This window comes from Streptomyces sp. NPDC031426 (genome assembly GCF_055581585.1).
Window position 1 is genome coordinate 325,858 of record NZ_JBVIJE010000002.1, and the last position, 17,340, is coordinate 343,197.

Below are 17,340 nucleotides of genomic sequence, written 5' to 3' on the forward strand. Positions count from 1 at the left end.
TCACCCCTCCTGCGCGTACGGCACCACGTCCACGTCCAGCGTGAAGACCGGGCGCGCGGCACCGGCGATGTCCGGTGCCTTGGCGGCGGCGGTGACCTGCGCCGTACCGCCCCGGGTGCCCGCGCAGCGCAGGGTGGCGTGCGCGGTGCCGTCCGCGTGCACCCGCCAGTCCGATGCCACCACGAGCGCCGGCGCCGAACTCAGCACCCCCGTCCACCGTTTGTCGTCGAGACGCGGCAGCAGGGTGAGAGCCACGACCGTCCCGGGGCGCACGCACAGCCGGCGCCGGACGGGACCACCGGGGGCCACGGAGACATCCGCCCGCCCGGCGACGCAGCCTCCCGGGGACGTGGAGGCCGGGGCCGAGGGCGCCCTGGAGGGCGCGACCGTCCCACCGTTCGACGCCGAGCCGCTCGGGGCCTTTGAGGCGCCGGGCGACCCGGACGGCCGCGCCGACCGGCTCCCGGACGCTCCGGTACCGGCTCCCGCCCCCGCTCCCCGCCCCGCCGACGCCCCGCACCCCGCCAGTACGACGACCGCCGCGATCGCACATCCACCGGCCCACCACCGCATGCCAGCACCTCCCGGCCTCCCGAGTACGCCTCCCAGGATGCCTCAGCCGCCGCCGCGCACGGCCCGTCCGACCTCCGTGCGCAGCTTCACGAACCCCGGCAGGCTCCGGGTGGTGAGCTGGTCCCGTTCGCCGGGCAGGCCGACCGGCAGATCGCGGACCACACGGGAGCCGGGGCCGGGGGAGAGGACGACGACGCGGTCACCGACGTACACGCTCTCGTCGATGTCGTGGGTGACGAACACGATGGTCGTGCCGTTCGTCCGGTGGACCTCCAGCAGCAGGTCCTCCAGGTCCTCGCGGGTGCCCGCGTCCAGCGAGCCGAACGGCTCGTCCATCAGCAGCAGGGAGGGCCGGCAGACCAGGGCGCGGGCGATGGCGACCCGTTGCTGCATGCCGCCGGACAGCTCGCCGGGACGGCGCCGGGCGACCCCGTGCAGGCCGACCCGTTCCAGGATCGTCTCGGCCTCGGCCCGGCGGGCCGCGCGCCCGAGGCCCCTGCGGCGCAGCGGCAGGGCCACGTTGTCGCGGACGGTGAGCCAGGGCAGCAGCGAGCGGCCGTACTCCTGGAAGACGACCGCGAGCCGCTCCGGTACGCCGGTCACCGGTGTCCCGTCGAGGGTGATCGTGCCCTCCTGCGCGGGCAGCAGCCCGGCGATCGTGCGCAGCAGCGTGGACTTGCCGCAGCCCGAGGGCCCGACGACGCTCAGCAGCTGGCCGTCGGGCACGGTGAGGGTGATGCCGTCGAGGACGTGCTGCTCGCCGAAGTGCCGGCTGACGGAGTCGAGGCGCAGCATCCGTCACCCGGCCCAGGGCTCGTAGAGGGTGCCCGTGCTGCCGCCGACCCGCACGTGCAGCAGGAAGGGGCCGGAGCCGTCGCCCCGGCCCAGGGCGTGGTCCAGCGCGGCCGGCAGCTCGTTCGGGTGTTCGGCGCGGGCCGCGGGGCAGCCGAAGGACTCGGCGAGGGCCGCGAAGTCGATGCCCGTGATGTCCGTACCGGGGACGGGTGCGACGCCGATCCGGCGGCCGAGTGCCCGGACGGCCGCGTAACCGCCGTTGTCCAGAAGGACGTAGGTGACCGGAGCCGCATGCCGGGCCGCGCTCCACAGGGCCTGCACCGAGTACAGCGCCGAGCCGTCGCCGACCACGCACACCACCCGGCGCCGGTCGGCGAGCGCCCGGCCCACCGCGAGGGGCAGGCCCCAGCCGAGCGCCCCGCTGCCCGTGGTGAGGAAACCGCCGCCCGACTCGACCGGCACGCGCGCGTGCAGCGCGTCGCGGTGGCTCGGCGCCTCCTCGACGAGGACCCGGTCGCGCGGCAGCCGGGCGCGCAGCAGATCGAAGAACAGCTCCGGCGTGATGTGCTTCTCGGCGCGGGCCGGGGCGGGCGCGGGCCGGGGCGGCGGCGGGTGGCGGTCGGGCTCCGTCAGCAGCCCGGCGAGCCGGGCCAGGGCGGGCCGCAGGGTGGTGACGATACTGGTGCCGGTGGGCAGCCAGGCCGCCTGGCCGGGGTCGCAGTCCAGATGGAACAGCTCGGTGCCGGGCGCGAGCGGCGGGCCGCCGTCCGCCACGTGATAGGTGAACACCGGCGCGCCGAGGGCGACCACCACGTCGTACGGCGCGAGGCGCGCCGCCAGTTGCCGGGCGATCGGCGGCAGGAACCCCTGGAACAGCGGATGCGACTCCGGGAAGCCGGAGCGGCCGGAGAGCGGACTGATCCACACCCCGGCCCGGATCCGCTCGGCCAGCACCCGGACCTCGTCCAGCGCGTCCTCGTCGTCCACGCCGGGCCCCACCACGAGCGCCGGGCGCGCGCAGGCCGCCAGCCGGGCGGCGAGCGCGTCGAGGGCGTCCGGGGCGGCCGTGAACGCCGAGTGCACCGTGCGGGGCGCGACGGGCTCGGCGGGCCGGTCCCAGTCGTCCTCGGGCACGGACACGAACACCGGGCCGCGTGGATGGGTCATGGCGATCCGGTACGCCTCCGCGAGCACCGCCGGCACGTCCTCGGCGCGTTCCGGCTGGCGGGCGGACTTCACGTACGGGCGCGGGAACAGGGCCGGTTCGTCGGCGCCGAGGAACGGCCGCAGCTGGATCAGGGAGCGCGCCTGCTGTCCCGCCACGATCACCAGCGGCACCCGGTCGCGGAAGGCGTTGAACACCGCGCCCAGCGCGTGCCCCACCCCGCCGGCCGAGTGCAGGCTGACGAACGCGGCACGCCGGGTGCCGAGCGCGTGCCCGGCGGCGATGCCGACGGCGACGGACTCCTGCAGGCCCAGCACATAGGTGAAGTCGTCCGGCCAGTCACGGAACATCCGCAGTTCCGTGGACCCCGGATTCCCGAAGACCGTGGTCATGCCGGTGTCGCGCAGTAGCCGTACGACCGCCTCGCGCACCGTGGCCGTCGTCATGCTGCCCTCCCTGCATACGATCCGGGGCCGACGAGCCGCTTCTCGACCGCCAGCAGACCGGTGTTGAGGAGATACCCGAGCGCGCCGAGCAGCAGCAGCGCGGCCCACACGGTGAGCAGATCGGAGCGCGTCTGGGCGTCGGTGAGCGTGAAGCCGATGCCGTTGTCACTGCCCGGCAGCAGCTCCGAGAACACCATCAGGATCAGACACAGCGAGAGACTGAGCCGGAGCCCCGCGAAGATCCGGGGCAGCGCCGACGGCAGGATCAGGAACCACAGCCGTTCGGGCGCCGTCAGCCGCAGCACGGCCGCCACCTGGAGCCGCAGCGGGTCGGTGGCGCGGGCGCCCTCCGCCGAGTTGATCAGCACCGGCCATACGGCGCTGAACACGATCGACGCCACCTGCATGGGCGTACCGAAGTCGAAGACGACGACGAACACCGGCACCAGCGCGGGCGGCGGCACGGCCCGTGCGAACTGCAGCACCGGGTTGCACAGCGCGTACGCCCGGCGCGAGCGGCCCACCAGGATCCCCACGGTGACCCCGGCGACGGCGGCGAGCGCGAAGCCGGCCGCCATCCGGCCCAGGCTCGGCAGGATGGTGTCGACGGCGGCCGGGGTGAGGAACAGATGGCCGACGGGCCCGGAGAACCACAGGTCGCGGGCGTGCCGGGCGATGCGCAGCGGTGGCGGGAAGTACACGCTGCCCTGGGCACGGGCGGCCAGCTCCCAGCAGGCGACGGCGACGAGGAGCACCGACCAGCGCAGCAGGAAGGGGACGGCCGTGACCCGGCGCGGTTCCGGTGGGGCCGAGATCCGAGCGCTGCCCCGGGTCATGAGCGGCTCCGCCGCAACTCGACTGGTTCCGGGTGGGGTTCCCGCGCCCAGGCGAACAACCGCCGCTCCGCGCCGACCAGTACGCCGTTGATCACCAGCCCGAGACCGCCCGCCCACACCACTCCCGCCAGCACGTCCCGCGTGCCGTCCGTCTCCGTCTGGGCCTGGGCGATGAAGATCCCGAGACCCTGGCCGAAGCCGGAGAGGATCTCCGTCGCGACGGCCAGGATCAGGGCGACCGCGGCCGAGATGCGCACACCGGCCGCGATGAACGGGGCGGTGGCCGGCAACTCCACCCGCAGCAGCACCGCGAGCCGCCCGAAGCCGAAGGCGCGCAGGGTGTCCTTGGCCAGCGGATCGGTCTCGCCGAGGCCGTAGACGGTGTTGAACAGCACCGGCCAGAGCGAGGCGTACGCGATCAGCGTCACCTCCGTCCGCGTGCCCGAACCGAGCAGCAGCGACACCAGCGGGATCAGCGCGACGGACGGCAGGGGCCGCAGAAACTCGATCACCGCGCGTACGGCGGCCTCCACCACCGGTACCGCGCCCAGCAGCAACCCCAGCGGTACGGCGATGGCACAGGCGAGCCCAAGACCCAGCGCCCACGCCCGCAGGGTCACCCCGATCCCGTCGAGGAAGGCGGGGTCGCCGGCCAACCGGGCGGCGCGGGCGAGGACTTCGGAGGCAGGCGGCAAGTAGCTGCGCCGTACGATCCCGGCGCGGGCGACCGCCTCGCAGACCCCGAAGGCACCCGCCGCGCCGAGCAGACCGAGGAGCAGCTCCTGACGGCGTGTCATGTCACCAGCACGGGGGCCGGATCGATGTCCTTGCTCAACAGCCCCTGGGCGCGCATGAGCTTGATGAGCCGGCGCAGTGCCGCCGGGTCGGCGGTCGCCGGATAGTCGGGCAGATGGATCGACTTGGCCTGGTCCGCGGTCACCTTGGTGTACTTGGGCAGCTCCGCGCGGACCGCTCCCGAATCCTCGGCGGCGAGTCTGGAGGCTGCCTCGACGGCACGCCGGAAGCCCGCCGCGGCCTTGGGGTTCTTCTTCACGAAGTCGGCCGTGGTGACGTACCCGCTGGCGGGCAGGCCGCGCGCCGGTCCGGATCCTCCGTCCAGCAGCACCCGCGCGCCCAGCTCGCCCTGGACGGCGGTGTCGAAGGGCTCGACCACGTGGGCGGCGTCCACCTGGCCCCGCTGCAGGGCGGGCCCCATCTGCGGGAACAGGATCTGCCGGTACACGGGCCGGCCGGCGCCCTGGCCGTCCAGGATCGCGTTCAGCGTCAGGGACTGGATGTTGTTGAGGACGGCGACGGCGACCTTCCTGCCCGCGAGGTCGGCGGGTTTCTTCAGCGCCGAGTCCCCGGGCACGAGGACGTCCATCATGTGCGGGGCGATCCGGACGCCCTCGGCGAGGATGCGCAGGTCCAGGGTGCCCTTCTCGTACGCCTGGAAATAGGTGACGTAGTTCGCGCTCGCGATCACGTCCACCTGGCCCTTGAGCAGCGCGGGCAGCGCCTGGATGCTCTGCTGCACGGGCTGGATGCGCACGTCCAGGCCCTCCTTGGCGAACAGCCCGCGGTCCCGGGCCAGATAGAGGGCGGCGGAGTCGGTGAGCGGCAGGGCCGCGACGGTCAGCTGCTGCCGTCCGTCGCCGGAGTGCGACGTGGCGCCGCTGTCGCAGCCCACGAGGACCAGCGCCGCCGCGGCGACAAGCGCGGCGAGGCGTTTCGTTCGCGTCATTCCCGAGCGTGATCGTGATCGACGTAAAGGCATAGGGGCATGACTACCCAGCAATTGTCGTGATCGCTACATTCGGTGCGGGGTCTTTGGACGAACTCAGGCCCGTGGGGCCGCGATGCGCAAGGGGGTCGCGGGAGGTGGTGTCGTGGTGTCGGTGGTGCCGGTCGTGTCCGTCCACCAGTCCGCGCCGTCCTCGATGTAGCGCAGCAGCACGCCCTCGCGGATGGCCCAGGGACAGACGACGGCTCCGCGCAGCCCCATGAGCTTGAGCGCCGTGTGCCCGACGACCGCTCCGGCCAGGCTCTGCTCGGCGCGCGGCGCCGAGATCCCGGGCAGCTGGGCCCGCTCGGCGACCGGCAGCGCGGCGAGGGTGCACACCGCCTCGTGCAGGTCCCGGCAGCGCATCCGCCGCTGCACGAACGGGCCGTAGCGCCCCGGTGCCGCCCCGCAGAGCCGGGCCAGCTGCTGGAACGTACGCGAGCTGACCGCGGCGGTGCGCGGCCGTTCCCAGCGGATCCGCGAGGCCACGTCCCGCAGCTCATGGCGGATCCGGCGACGCAGTTCCTTCAGTTCCTCCGGCCCCGGCGGGTCCTGCACCGCGAGGTGCTCCTGGGTGAGGCGGCGTGCGCCGAGCGGCAGGGACGCGGCGAAGTCGGGCAGCCGGCCCCGGCCGAAGGCCACCTCCAGGGAGCCGCCGCCGATGTCGAGCACCGCGAGCGGGCCGGCGTGCCAGCCCAGCCAGCGCCGGGCCGCCAGGAAGGTCAGCTCGGCCTCGGTCTCACCCGGCAGGGTGCACATGCGGATCCCGGTTCCGGCGGCCACCCGGCGCAGCACCTCCTGCCGGTTCGGCGCGCCGCGCACCACCGCGGTCGCGAAGGCCAGCGGCCCCGTCGCATGCCATCTCCGGGCGGTGGCCCCCGCTGCGCCCACCGCTTTCACCAGCCGCTCCACCGCCTCGTCGGAGATGGTGCCGTCCGGACCGACGTGTTCGGACAGGCGCAGCTTCCATTTGACGGTGTGCACCGGCAGCGGAACGCCATCGTCCACATCCGCGATCACCAACCGAACCGTGTTCGACCCCGCATCCAGCACACTCACCCGCATGGCCGGGGAGTACCCACTTTCCCGCAAGGAACCCGTCATTCAGGGGGTGCCTGTGTGCACAGCACCGGCCGGCGGGTCCGAAGACCGGTCTCCTGTCCTGATCTCGGCCCCCACCCCGCCACCGAACCCGTTCCTGCCCTTAGATGGTCACCACCACTGTCGACGCGAGGAGCGGCACTTGAGCGGGACGGACGCGACGAGGCCACTGGTGATCGGCGGCGGCGTCGCGGGGACCGCGGCCGCGCTCGGGCTGCACAAGGCCGGATACGACGTGACCGTGTACGAGGCACACCCCGACACGGCCGAGGACATCGGGGCGTTCCTGACCCTGGCCAGCAACGGAATGCGCGCCTTGGCCCAGCTCGACGCCACGGACGCCGTCACGGCCGTCGGTTTTCCACTGACCTCGCTGCGGCTGCTCGACAGCGCAGGCACCCCTCGGCGAGGTCGCCGAACCCGGGCTGCGCTACCGCTGTCTGCGCCGCGGCGAGCTCAACGCGGCCCTCCAGCAGGAGGCGGCCGGGCGTGGCATCCCGGTGCGTCACGGGGTCCGCCTGACCGACGTGACCGAGGCCCCGGACGGCGTGACCGCGCACTTCGCCGACGGCACCACCGCCGACGCCGACCTCCTCATCGGCGCCGACGGACTCGACTCGACGGTCCGCGGGATCCTCACCCCCGGGGTGCGGCCGTGCTACTCGGGTCAGCGGGTCTACTACGGCTACACCGGCTCCGCGCCGCGCGTGGCCAAGACCGGCCGCATCACCTTCATCCGGGGCAGCAAGGCGACCTTCGGGTACGCGGTGTCGCCGACGCGGGAGGCGTACTGGTTCGCCCGCGTCAACACGGACCCCCTGCCCGACGGCGGATCCGTGCGCGAGGTCGCCTGGCGCGAGGAGCTGCTGCCGCTGCTGCGCGAGGACTCCGTGCCGATGGGGGCCGTCGTCGCCGCCTCCGTCGGCTCCGTCCTGGTCACCAACGCCACCGAGCTTCCGCTCGGCGCCGTATGGCACACCGGACGCGTGCTGCTCATCGGCGACGCGGCCCACGCCGCCTCCCCGGCCACCGGCCAGGGCGCCTCCATGGCCCTGGAGGACGCCGTCGTCCTGGCCAAGGCGCTGCGCGATCTGCCCGGCCCGCCCGCCGCGTTCGCCGCCTACGAGGCGCACCGCCGGCCGCGCGTGGAGCACAACATCACCGTCAGCGGCGGTATCACCCGAGGCGGTACGGACCCGGCCCGCCCGCGTCCCGTCATCGCCCGCCCCGCCGACCCGGACGCGGGGCTCATCCGCCAACTGGCCTGGGAGAGCCCGCTGTCCGCCGCCCCGCCCGAGGAGCCCTGACCGGCGCGCGGTGGCGTCCGCCACCGCGCGAAAGTGCAAGAGGCGGAGCACTGGAGTCCATTGCCGGGGAAACGCCGGGGCCGGATCGTTCCGTGCGACCGGCCCTTCGGAACCCTCGGCAACAAGGAGCACAGTTGCGACTCTTGAGCAGAGCGGGCGGTGCGGCGGCCGCGACCGCCGCCCTGGTCCTGGGCGGTGGCATCGCGTCCCCCGCACCGGCCGCCACACCCGCCGACGCCGGCTACACCGTGACCGTGGGGACCCCGGTGCCCTTCACCCACCCCACGGACACCCCCGCCAGCCCCTATCTCGACCGGGACGGCACCTTCCACTACCAGCAGTCCGCCGCCCTGTACGGCGCCAAGGACCCGCGCTCCTGGGACTTCTACACGGGCAAGGACTTCGACTCCGCGACCTTCGACAGGACGCTGAGCAAGTCGGTGAACCCGGCCAACCCCGCCGACCGCAACGACGACACCACCTGGCGCTGCAACAACAGCCCCACCGGCCGGGAGGCGACGTACGCGCCGAGCGGCTCCGGCTACGCCCAGAGGAACTACTGCGACCTGTCCGGGGTGTGGGTCGACCCCGACACCGGCGACTGGTACGGCCTGGTGCACAACGAGTTCACCCCGCAGCCCTTCGGCGACGGACTGCACTACGACGCCATCGACTACGCCGTCTCCACCGACCGGGGCCGCACCTGGACCGTCAAGGACCATGCGATCACCTCCCCGTACAGCACCCAGCGCGGGGACACGGCGGCCTTCCCGAACCAGACGTACTCCTACGGCGACGGCGACCAGCGCCTCTTCGTCGACACCGCGTCCGGCTACTTCTACGTCTATTACGGCTCCCGGATCATCGACAAGAGCGGTGGCTGGAAGGCGTTCTACGAGCACGTGGCACGCGCCCCGATCTCGGCCAAGATGGCGCCCGGCTCCTGGCGCAAGTGGTACGACGGCGCCTGGTCGCAGCCAGGCACCGGCGGCAAGGAGAGCGACATCGTCCCCGTCGACGCCGACCACCCCGCCGGCTACACCCCCGCCTCCGCCGAGTACGACCCGGCCAACACCGGCACGGCCGCCCAGCAGATCGCGGCCGGGAAGATGCCGCCGACCTCGCCGCTGTTCGTGATGAACATCGCCTACGACGCCCATCTCGGGCTGTACATCGGCGAACCGCAGACCGTCGACCAGAGCGGCAACTCACCGCAGTACCTCTACGCCACCGACGACCTGAGCACCCAGAGGTGGCGCCTGATCGGGGACACCGGCAGCTACACCAACGCCTCCTGGTACCGCTGGTTCCTCGACAGCGCCAACCGCACCAGCTCCGCGATCGTCGGCAGGTCCTTCCGCTCCTACTGCGCCTTCGGCTGCTCGCACGACGCCTCCGGCGAGTACGTCGACATCACCGTCGACTCCTCCGCGCCCGCCGCCGCCCCGATGGACACGAGCCGCACCTACCGCATCGCGAGCGGTGCGGGCCGGATCCTGGCCCAGGCGGCCCGCGGCGGCGCCACCACCTCGCTGGCGCGGCCCGCCACATCCGGCCGCGACATCTGGTCCTTCACCCCGACCGGCGACGGAGCCTTCACCCTCACCAACGCCGCGAGCGGGCGGCTGCTCGGCGTCGACTCGTCCTCGGCGGCCGGCCGGGCCTGGGGCGCCAGACCGACCGTCACCGCTGCACGGACCGGCGGGCCCTCCGTCGGCCAGCAGTGGTTCGTGATCCCGAACGGCTCCGGTGGCACCTACCGTCTCGTCAACCGCTACAGCGGACTCGTGCTCGGCCTCTCCGGCACCTCGGGCCGGCTCGCCGAGACCACGCCGGTGCGCACCTGGACGGCCAGCAGCGGCAGTTCGGTCGGCGCGGGGCGCTCCGCTGCGGAACAGAACCTGTCCTTCACCGCGACCTGAGCGCTCCACCCAGGCGCCGCGACAGACCGTCGGGGACACTCAACTCCCTTCGTACGCCGGGAAACCTCCGGCTACCCTGCGCCCATGTCGATCATCAACGGGGATTCCGACGCCCGCCTGGCCCTGGCAGCGGCCCAGGCGGGCGCCGCCGTCGTCCGCGACCTCTACGGCAGTCGGCTCGAACGCCACGAGAAGTCCGCCGGAGACTTCGCGACCGAGGCGGACCTCGCCGCAGAGCGGGCCATCCTGGACGTGCTGGGCGCCGCCCGCCCGGACGACGCCGTGACCGGCGAGGAGAGCGGACGCTCCGGCGCCGCCGACGCCCACCGCCGCTGGCTGGTCGACCCGCTGTGCGGGACCCTCAACTACGCGGTGCGGACCATGCTCTTGGGGGTGAACGTCGCCCTGCGTCAGGGGCCCGAGGTCACGGCCGCCGCGACCGCCGACCCGTTCAGCGGCGAGGTGTTCTGGACCGACGGCGAGGCGGCCTGGGTCCACAGCGACGGCGCGGACGAACGGCTGACGCCCTGGGCCGGCTCCGCGCTGGTGGACGTCAACCTCGATCCGCCGTTCCCCAACGCCCCCCGCTTTCAGGCGGTCCGCCTCCTGGCCGACCCGGGCTTCACCGAACGGTTCCGGCCCCGGGTGATCTCCAGCACCCTCGCCGTGGCCTGGGTCGCCGCCGGACGCCGGGCCGCCTACGTCACCGACGGCGACCTGCGCGACAGCGTGCACTTCGCGGCAGGGATCGCCCTGTGCCGGGCGGCCGGCTGCACGGTGACCGACCTGTATGGCGAGCCCGTGCTCAGCGGCGCGGGCGGTCTCGTCGCGGCGGCCGACGCGGAGACCCACGCCGCACTGCTGCAGCTCGTCAAGAACCGGAGGGGCTAGGGGAGTTGGCGGAGGCACTTCACGGTGTTGCGTCGTAGAGTGGTGGGCCTGCCTGCTCGACGGAGGTGCCGCCTGTCTGGTGTGATGCCCGTATGACCTCGGCCGCCGACCTCGTCACCCGCTTCGGCCCCGCCCTGGACACGGGAGCCGAGAGCCTCCGCGCGTGTGCGCAGGACTTCGGGCACATCGTGCATGAGACTCCGATCGGCGTCCTGCGCCCCCGGTCCGCCGCCGAGATCCAGGACCTGCTGGAGTTCGCCGGACCCCGGGGCATCCCGGTGAGCGTGCGCGCCGGCGGTCACTCGATGTACGGCCAGGGGCAGGCTGGCGGCGGGATCGTGCTAGACCTGCGGGAGATGAACCGGGTCGGTCCCGTGGCGGACGGTCAAGTGACCGTCGAGGCAGGGGCGTTGTGGCGCGAGGTGCTCGCCGCCACCCTGCCGTACGGCCGTACCCCGCCGGTCCTCACCGACTACCTCGGCGCGAGCGTCGGCGGGGTCCTGTCGGCGGGCGGACTCGGCGGGGCCGGCCACCGGCACGGCCTGGTCGCGGACCAGGTCCTGGAGCTGGAGGTGGTGACGGGGGCCGGGGAGCCCCGGCGCTGCTCGCCCGACCGGGATCCGCAGCTGTTCCACGCCGTGCTCGCCGGACTCGGCCAGTGCGCCGTCATCGTGGCCGCCACGCTACGTCTGGTGCCGGCCCCCGCCCGGGTCCGCCGCCACTGCCTGTACTACGCCGACCTCAGCCGCTACCTCGCCGACCAGCGGCGGCTCGCCGAGGAGCAGCGCTTCTCCTATCTGGAGGGCCAGGCCCGGCCGACCGGCGAGCACGGCTGGCAGTACATGATCGAGGCCGTGGCCCCGTACGACGGCCCCTGCCCGCCCGACGACGCAGCCCTGCTCGACGGACTCGGGCATGATCCCGCCGCACTGGAGACGGAGGACCTGGGTTACGGCGAGTTCGCCCATCGAGTGGACACCGACGAGGAGGTCCTGCGGGAGACGGGGGAGTGGCTGTATCCGCACCCGTGGCTCAATCTGCTGCTGCCGCACGACAGCGCCGAGTCCGTCGTCCGCGCCGTGCTCGCCGATCCCGCCTTCCGCGATCTGCGTGACACCGGCCTCGTCCTGCTGTACCCGCTGCTCTCCAGTCGACTGCGGGCTCCCCTCTTCAGCCGCCCCTCCGGCGAAGTCCTTCACCTGTTCGCCCTGTTGCGCACGGCGCCGCCCGGCAGCCCCGAGACGGTCGCGGCGATGGTGGCCGCCAACCGCGCCGCGTACGAACTGGCCCGCTCCGAGGGCGCAGTCGCCTATCCGGTGAACGCCCTGCCCATGTCGGATGCCGACTGGCGGGAACACCACGGCAGTCGCCGGCCGGCCCTCTCCGCCGCCAAACGGCGCTTCGACCCGCATCTCGTCCTGGCGCGCGGACACAGTCTGCGGTTCTGAAGGTTTTGGCTTCCGAAGGCTTGCCGGGCGCTTGTCTCACCACTTAAATCAAAACATGAACTAAGCCGCAGCGTCGGCTGCTTGAGCCGTTTTCCCTTGGGAGCCGCCAGATGAGAAGCCGGATGAGAAGCCGCACGGGACCGAGGGCCCTGGGTGTCGCACTGGCCGCCACGGCCGCACTGATCACCCTGCCCCTGGCCCACCCCCCGGCCGCCGCGGCCGGAACCCGGACCTGCGACACGGCCGACGCCGCCCAGGGCCGGCCCGCCACGGCGTCCTCCACCGAGAACGGCGGCACCCCCGCCTCCGCCGCCTTCGACGGCAACACCTCCACCCGCTGGTCCAGCCGGTTCAGCGACCCGCAGTGGCTCCAGGTCGACCTCGGCGCGGTCGAGGACCTGTGCGCGATCGATCTGAACTGGGAGACCGCCTACGGCAAGGACTTCCAGCTCCAGGCCTCCACCGACGGCCAGAACTGGACCACCCTCAAGACCGTCGCCGGCGCGGGCGGCGGCACGGCGTCGTACGACGTCAGCGGCTTGGGCCGGTACGTCCGGATCTACGGCACCGCGCGCGGCACCGGGTACGGCTACTCCCTCTGGGAGATGGCCGTGCACACCACGACCACCGCGACCGGCCCCATCCAGGGCGGCGGCGACCTCGGCCCGAACGTCATCGTCGTGGACCCCTCCACCCCCGACCTCCAGCAGAAGTTCGACGACGTCTTCAAGCAGCAGGAGTCCGCCCAGTTCGGCACCGGCCGCTACCAGTTCCTGCTCAAGCCCGGCACGTACAACGGCATCAACGCCCAGATCGGCTTCTACACCTCCATCTCCGGGCTCGGCCTGAACCCCGACGACACCCAGATCAACGGGGACGTCACGGTCGACGCCGGCTGGTTCAACGGCAACGCCACGCAGAACTTCTGGCGTTCGGCGGAGAACCTCGCCGTCAAGCCGTCGAACGGCGACGACCGCTGGGCCGTGGCGCAGGCAGCGCCCTTCCGCCGTATCCATGTCGAGGGCGGTCTCAACCTCGCGCCCACCGGCTACGGCTGGGCCTCCGGCGGCTACATCGCCGACTCTAAGATCGACGGCACGGTCGGCCCGTACTCCCAGCAGCAGTGGTACACCCGGGACAGCTCGGTCGGCGGCTGGACCAACGGCGTCTGGAACATGACGTTCTCAGGCGTCCAGGGCGCGCCGGCGACCAACTTCGACAGCGGTCCGTACACCACCCTGGACACCACCCCGGTCTCCCGCGAGAAGCCGTTCCTCTATCTGGACGGCTCGGACTACAAGGTGTTCGTGCCGTCCCGGCGCACCAACGCCCGAGGCGTCTCCTGGCCGAACACCCCGGGCACGTCCCTCCCGCTCGACCGGTTCTACGTCGTCAAGCCGGGAGCCACCGCCGCCACCATCAACGCGGCCCTCGCCCAAGGCCTCAACCTGCTCTTCACACCCGGCATCTACCACCTCGACCAGACCATCGACGTCACCCGCCCCGACACCGTCGTCCTCGGCCTGGGCGTGGCCACACTCGTCCCGGACAACGGCATCGACGCGATGCACGTGGCGGACGTCGACGGCGTGCGGCTGGCCGGCTTCCTCATCGACGCCGGACCGGTCAACTCCGACACACTGCTGCGCATCGGCACGCCCGGTGCCACCGCAGACCACTCCGCCGACCCGACCACCGTGCAGGACGTGTTCTTCCGCATCGGCGGCGCGGGACCCGGTCTCGCCGCCAACTCGCTCGTGGTCGACAGCAATGACGCGATCATCGATCACACCTGGATCTGGCGCGCCGACCACGGCAGCGGCGTCGGCTGGGACACCAACCGCGCCGACTACGGCCTGAGGGTCAACGGTGACGAGGTCCTCGCCACCGGCCTGTTCGTCGAACACTTCAACAAGTACGACGTCTACTGGAACGGCGAACGCGGCCGGACGATCTTCTTCCAGAACGAGAAGGCGTACGACGCCCCCGACGCCGCCGCCATCACCCATGACGGCATCGTCGGCTACGCGGCCTACAAGGTCGCCGACTCCGTCACCACCCATGAGGCCTGGGGACTCGGCAGCTACTGCAACTACACGGCCGACCCGTCGATCGTCCAGGCCCACGGCTTCCAGGTCCCGACCGGCTCGGGCATCAAGATGCACGACCTGCTGGTGATCTCCCTCGGCGGCAAGGGCCAGTACGCCCATGTCGTCGACAGCACCGGCGCTCCCACCTCCGGAACCGGCACCGTCCCCGCCAAGGTGACGTCGTTCCCGTGAACCACCCCTGAAGACAGGCCCCCGGGGTTTCGAGTGCGCGCCGAGTGCAACGCGGACGGTGCGGCCCGCGCGGACGGAGCCGCACCCGCATGCCCGCAGGGGCAGTAGAAGAAGAGGACGCTCATGGATCACTCGCGCGCACCGGTACTCGAGGCCCTGGAGGAATTCCGGCGCCGCGGAGACGTCGTGTTCGGGCCGCCCGGGCACAAACAGGGCCGCGGCACCGACCCCCGGGTCGCCGAAATACTCGGCATCGACGTCTTCCGCTCGGACGTACTGACCCTCAACGGCCTGGACGACCGCCGGGAGTCCCAGGGCGTGCTGGAAGAGGCGCAGGAGCTGATGGCGGACGCGGTCGGCGCCGAGCACGCCTTCTTCTCGACCTGCGGCAGCTCCCTGTCCGTGAAGACCGCGATGTGCTCGGTCGCGGGCCCGGGGGAGAAACTGCTGCTGTCGCGCAACGCGCACAAGTCGGTCGTCGCGGCGGTGATCATCAACGGTGTGGAGCCGATCTGGGTCCACCCGAAGTTCGACACCGAACGGCACATGGCCCATCCACCGGAGCCCGACGACGTCCGCGACCGGCTGCGCGAGCACCCCGACGCCAAGGGCATGCTGCTGATCACCCCCACCGACTGGGGCACCTGCGCCGACATCCGGGGCGTCGCCGACGCCTGTCACGCCTACGACGTACCGCTGATCGTGGACGAGGCCTGGGGCGCCCATCTGCCCTTCCATCCGGACCTCCCGGCCTGGGGCATGGACGCCGACGCCGATCTGGTCGTCACCAGCGTGCACAAGATGGGCGGAGCCATCGAGCAGAGCTCGGTCTTCCACCTCCAGCACGACCGGGTGGCGGCCCAGGTACTCAAGCAGCGCGAGGACCTGCTCGGCACGACCAGCGCCTCGTCCCTGGTGTACGGCGCCCTGGACGGCTGGCGCCGGCAGATGGCCGAGCGGGGCCGCGAGCTGCTGGACGCTGCCCTGCACCGGGCCGAACGCATCCGGGCTGAGTTGCGGGAACTGCCGGGACTGCGGGTCATGGGAGGCGAGGTGATCGAGCAGGGCCTGGCGGCCGAGTTCGACCCGATGAAGATCACCATGGACGTCCGGGACCTCGGCCTCAGCGGCATGCAGGCGGTGGAATGGCTGCGGACGCACCGGCATGTCGACGTGGGCGGCTCGGACAGCTGCCGGATCACCGCCTCCATCACCCACGCCGACGACGACGAGACGGAGAAGGTCCTGCTGGACGCCGTGCGCTCGCTGGGGGAGAACGCCAGTTCGATCGAACGGCGGCCCGCCGTCCTGCTGCCCGAGCCGAGGGCGCTGGAACTGGAACAGGCGGTCCTGCCGCGCGAGGCGTTCTTCGGGCCCGCCGACCAGGTGCCCGCCGAGCGAGCCGTGGGCCGGATCTCCGCCGAGATGATCAGCCCCTATCCGCCCGGCGTGCCCGTCGTCGCGCCCGGCGAGGTGATCACGAAGGAGGTGCTGGACTTCCTGCGAAGCGGAGTGGCGCACGGCTTCCTCATCGCCGACGCGGCGGACCCGTCGCTGGAGAGCCTGCGCGTCACGGCCCGACCGTGACCGGTCCGCCCGTGTGCACGGGGCCGGTCGCCCACGGTCCCCTTACCGGCCACCCGGGTGTGACCGGGCCTCTTCGGACTGCGGGGGCCGGGGGCTGCGCCTAAGGTGGCGTGTACGGGCGGCCGGGTGCCTGCCTGTCGGGTCAAGAAGGCGGCCCTCCTGACGAAGACTCCCTCGGCAGGGGGCACTTGGCCCTGCTCGACGGTCCCCGGGTCCGGACGACACGTCCGGCGGGCCTGCCTCCCGGCAACTCGATGAGAGACGGCCCGACTTCACCCCGACCGGAAATCCATCGCGATTCCCGGTTTCGGACGCACCGGCCCGGGGACCTCGGTACGAGGGCCGCGTCGACCTCTTTCATCACATGTGTTCGTGCTGTCGGCCGTATGCCCGGGCGTAGCCACCGCGCTGAAGTTCCACTGGAAGCCGAAGCTGGGCGTGCACTCGCTGGTGTGGGAGGAGGCCCAGATCATCAACGGCGTCGACCCGGACTTCCACCGTGCAGCCCATCGGCCTGCTCACCCTCGACCGCAACCCGCTCAACTTCTTCGCCGAGACCGAGCAGGTCGCCTTCCACCCCGGCCATCTCGTCCCCGGCATCGACATCACCGACGCCCTGCTGCTCGCCGGGCGACTCTTCTCCTATCTGGACACCCAGATCACCCGGCTGGGCGGCCCCGACTTCGCGCAGATCCCGATCAACCGTCCGCGGCACTTCACGGCGGACCGCCCGGCCCGGCCCCGAACGGCGTATCACAACAGGCGGACGGCGCTGGGCGCCGGTGTGATGGAGGAGTTTCTCCGTCAACCAGTGAGGCAGATCATGCGTCTTCGCAGTTTCGCCACAACGGCCGTACTCGCGGGTGTTCTTGCCCTGGGAGGCTCGGCGACCGCCTTCGCCGCCGACCCGACCCCGACGACCGGAACCGCCGTCAACAGCCCCGGCGTCCTCTCGGGCAATGTCATCCAGGTACCGCTCGACGTCCCGGTCACCGTGTGCGGCGACAGCATCAACCTGATCGGGCTGCTGAACCCGACCGTCGGCAACAGCTGCGTCAACCAGTGACGCCGCCGGCGGGGGGGGGGGGGGGGGGGGGGGGGGGGGGGGGGGGGGGGGGGGGGGGGGGGGGGGGGGGGGGGGGGGGGGGGGGGGTTGGGGGGGGGGGGGGGGGGGGGGGGGGGGGGGGAGGGGAGGGAAGGAGAA

Annotated in this window: 12 protein-coding genes and 3 pseudogenes; 8 read left to right on the plus strand and 7 right to left on the minus strand. The window is 72.5% G+C overall.

Annotated elements, in window-relative coordinates; genetic code table 11:
- From ACZ5NH_RS04480 to ACZ5NH_RS04510, 7 genes are all read right to left on the minus strand, one after another.
- Entirely contained in the window at positions 1-309 is a 309-nt protein-coding gene (locus ACZ5NH_RS04480; protein WP_468772924.1) for an acetyl-CoA synthetase, read from the minus strand.
- 306 nt (positions 310-615) lie between these two features.
- Positions 616-1,368: an ABC transporter ATP-binding protein gene (locus ACZ5NH_RS04485; protein ID WP_468772925.1), complete on the minus strand. Its 753-nt coding sequence runs from the start codon at positions 1,366-1,368 to the stop codon at positions 616-618.
- Between the two features lie 3 nt (positions 1,369-1,371).
- Complete coding sequence (mdlC, locus tag ACZ5NH_RS04490) at positions 1,372-2,979, minus strand: benzoylformate decarboxylase (RefSeq protein WP_468772926.1); 1,608 nt, start codon at positions 2,977-2,979, stop codon at positions 1,372-1,374.
- Complete coding sequence (locus ACZ5NH_RS04495; protein WP_468772927.1) at positions 2,976-3,815, minus strand: ABC transporter permease; 840 nt, start codon at positions 3,813-3,815, stop codon at positions 2,976-2,978. Before ACZ5NH_RS04495 ends, mdlC begins: the two co-directional genes overlap by 4 nt.
- Positions 3,812-4,612, minus strand: coding sequence for an ABC transporter permease (locus ACZ5NH_RS04500; RefSeq protein ID WP_468772928.1), 801 nt, complete (start codon positions 4,610-4,612; stop codon positions 3,812-3,814). The genes ACZ5NH_RS04495 and ACZ5NH_RS04500 overlap by 4 nt, the downstream gene beginning before the upstream one ends.
- On the minus strand, positions 4,609-5,559 hold the full coding sequence (locus ACZ5NH_RS04505) for an ABC transporter substrate-binding protein (protein ID WP_468772929.1): 951 nt from the start codon (positions 5,557-5,559) through the stop codon (positions 4,609-4,611). Before ACZ5NH_RS04505 ends, ACZ5NH_RS04500 begins: the two co-directional genes overlap by 4 nt.
- A gap of 96 nt (positions 5,560-5,655) precedes the next feature.
- Complete coding sequence (locus tag ACZ5NH_RS04510; RefSeq protein ID WP_468772930.1) at positions 5,656-6,663, minus strand: Ppx/GppA family phosphatase; 1,008 nt, start codon at positions 6,661-6,663, stop codon at positions 5,656-5,658.
- A 208-nt stretch (positions 6,664-6,871) separates the two neighbouring features.
- On the opposite strand from ACZ5NH_RS04510, the pseudogene ACZ5NH_RS04515 reads away from it, so the two are divergent.
- From ACZ5NH_RS04515 to ACZ5NH_RS04550, 8 genes and pseudogenes are all read left to right on the plus strand, one after another.
- Positions 6,872-8,006: pseudogene (locus tag ACZ5NH_RS04515) on the plus strand (FAD-dependent oxidoreductase).
- 143 nt (positions 8,007-8,149) lie between these two features.
- On the plus strand, positions 8,150-9,928 hold the full coding sequence (locus tag ACZ5NH_RS04520) for an RICIN domain-containing protein (RefSeq protein WP_468772931.1): 1,779 nt from the start codon (positions 8,150-8,152) through the stop codon (positions 9,926-9,928).
- A gap of 84 nt (positions 9,929-10,012) precedes the next feature.
- Positions 10,013-10,819: an inositol monophosphatase family protein gene (locus ACZ5NH_RS04525; protein ID WP_468772932.1), complete on the plus strand. Its 807-nt coding sequence runs from the start codon at positions 10,013-10,015 to the stop codon at positions 10,817-10,819.
- Between the two features lie 92 nt (positions 10,820-10,911).
- On the plus strand, positions 10,912-12,267 hold the full coding sequence (locus ACZ5NH_RS04530; protein WP_468772933.1) for an FAD-binding protein: 1,356 nt from the start codon (positions 10,912-10,914) through the stop codon (positions 12,265-12,267).
- Between the two features lie 122 nt (positions 12,268-12,389).
- On the plus strand, positions 12,390-14,549 hold the full coding sequence (locus tag ACZ5NH_RS04535) for a discoidin domain-containing protein (protein WP_468772934.1): 2,160 nt from the start codon (positions 12,390-12,392) through the stop codon (positions 14,547-14,549).
- Positions 14,550-14,672: 123 nt separating this feature from the next.
- A complete protein-coding gene (locus ACZ5NH_RS04540) occupies positions 14,673-16,136 on the plus strand; it encodes an aminotransferase class I/II-fold pyridoxal phosphate-dependent enzyme (RefSeq protein ID WP_468772935.1) in 1,464 nt (487 codons plus the stop codon).
- 393 nt (positions 16,137-16,529) lie between these two features.
- Positions 16,530-16,893, plus strand: a pseudogene (locus ACZ5NH_RS04545) (catalase); the annotation flags it as partial.
- Between the two features lie 159 nt (positions 16,894-17,052).
- Positions 17,053-17,202 (plus strand): annotated as a pseudogene (locus tag ACZ5NH_RS04550) (chaplin); the annotation flags it as partial.
- Positions 17,203-17,340 lie beyond the last annotated feature (138 nt).